Origin of the sequence: Kocuria sp. ZOR0020 (assembly GCF_000800955.1) — a bacterium.
GTDB classification, from domain to species: domain Bacteria; phylum Actinomycetota; class Actinomycetes; order Actinomycetales; family Micrococcaceae; genus Kocuria; species Kocuria subflava.
In genome coordinates, this window is the sequence record NZ_JROX01000437.1 from 1 (window position 1) to 1,589 (window position 1,589).

Annotated in this window: 1 protein-coding gene; it reads right to left on the bottom strand. The window is 67.1% G+C overall.

Going from position 1 to position 1,589, the window contains the following annotated elements; genetic code table 11:
• Positions 1 to 78: 78 nt before the first annotated feature.
• Positions 79 to 1,278: an IS30 family transposase gene (locus tag L979_RS14090; RefSeq protein WP_156125630.1), complete on the bottom strand. Its 1,200-nt coding sequence runs from the start codon at positions 1,276 to 1,278 to the stop codon at positions 79 to 81.
• Positions 1,279 to 1,589: the final 311 nt, after the last annotated feature.

The following is a 1,589-nucleotide window of genomic DNA, read 5'->3' on the forward strand; positions in this document are numbered from 1 at the left end:
CCGACGGTGCCGACCGACGCGGTCACTCCCGCGGTCACGAGCGCGTCGGTGTAGGCCAACGACACGTACTGCCTGGTTTCAACCGGTCGTTGCAACACCGGGTTGTTGGAGTGAGCGTAGCTGCTCTTCGAAGACTTCGGTGGGTGTCTTCCAGTCGAGACTTTTGCGGGGTCGGTTGTTGAGCGCGAGAGCGACGGCTTCGAGGTCTTCCGCGGACCACCGTGAGAGGTCTGTTCCTTTCGGGAAGTACTGTCGCAGCAAACCGTTGGTGTTCTCGTTCGTCGGCCGCTGCCAGGGCGAGCGGGGGTCGGCGAAGAACACCTTGGTGCCCGTCTCGAGTGTGAACTGGGCGTGGCCGGAGAGTTCTTTGCCGCGGTCCCAGGTGAGCGTCTTGCGGAGCTGTTCGGGAAGCTTCGTCATCGACGCGCTGAGCGCGGCGTTCATCGCGACAGCGCCGTAGCCGCCCAAGGCGGGACCGTTCTTGACGGGCGGTATCTCGCCATAGCCTTCCAGCCGCGGCAGATGCACCAGCAGGGTCGAGCGGCTCTTGCGCTCGACGATCGTGCCGATCGCGGACCGGCCCGTTCCGATGATCAGGTCGCCTTCCCAATGCCCGGGAACGGCGCGATCCGCAGCCTCCGCCGGACGCTTGGAGAACACGACCTCGGCGGTGACATGCCCTTGCGGGCGGTTCTGCGCTCGAGCCCGCGGCTGGCGGAGCGCGCGGCCGGTTCGCAGGCAGGTGACGAGCTCGCGTTTGAGCGCACCACGGCCCTGGATGAACAGCGACTGGTAGATCGCCTCGTGGCTGATGCGCATGGACTCATCATCCGGGAAGTCGACCTTCAGCCGGTGCGAGATCTGCTCCGGGCTCCACGCCAGCGACCAGCGCCGGTCCTGCCGGTGCGGTTTGTTCAGCCTCTTCCACGCGGGCGGCTCCGGCCCGACGACGACGGTGCCGTCGGGCCTGCGGACGTTCCCGGCGAGACGATCCTGCACATACTCGCGCAACTTATCGTTGGTGATGAGCTTCGCCGTCTTCGGACGCTTCGCTGCCTGCTGAGCCTTCCACTGCGCCACCAACGCCTGGTACTCATGCTTCCCGCTGCGCGTGGCCGCGTTACGGCGCAATTCGCGGGAGACTGTTCCCGGGTCACGGCCGATCCTGCGCGCGATCTCACGAACGCCGATCTGCTTGGCGCGGAGCAACGCGATCTCCTCGCGCTGCTCAAAGGACAGGTAGCGGCCGGTGGGCTCGGGCAGCGAGATCGGTGGCATACCGCCAGCGTGGCGAAACCAACGGGCTCCGACCGGCACGGACACGCCCACCTTCAGCGCCGCTTCAGCCGAGGTGAGGCCCGTCGCGATCAGACGCCAGAACTGCCGCTGCACCGCCCGCGAGGGCTCAGGCCGCCCGGGCGAACGCATCGGCGGACGCAACGCCCGATCAGCACGCCACTGACGACGCGCACCCTCGGGCACATCGCTCGTCTTCGCGGTCCAGTCCTTCGTCGCCACTGCCGAACACCTCCGAGACCGGGGTGTTGCGACGACCAGTTGAATCCGCCCTGAGAACCGCGATCGGAGTG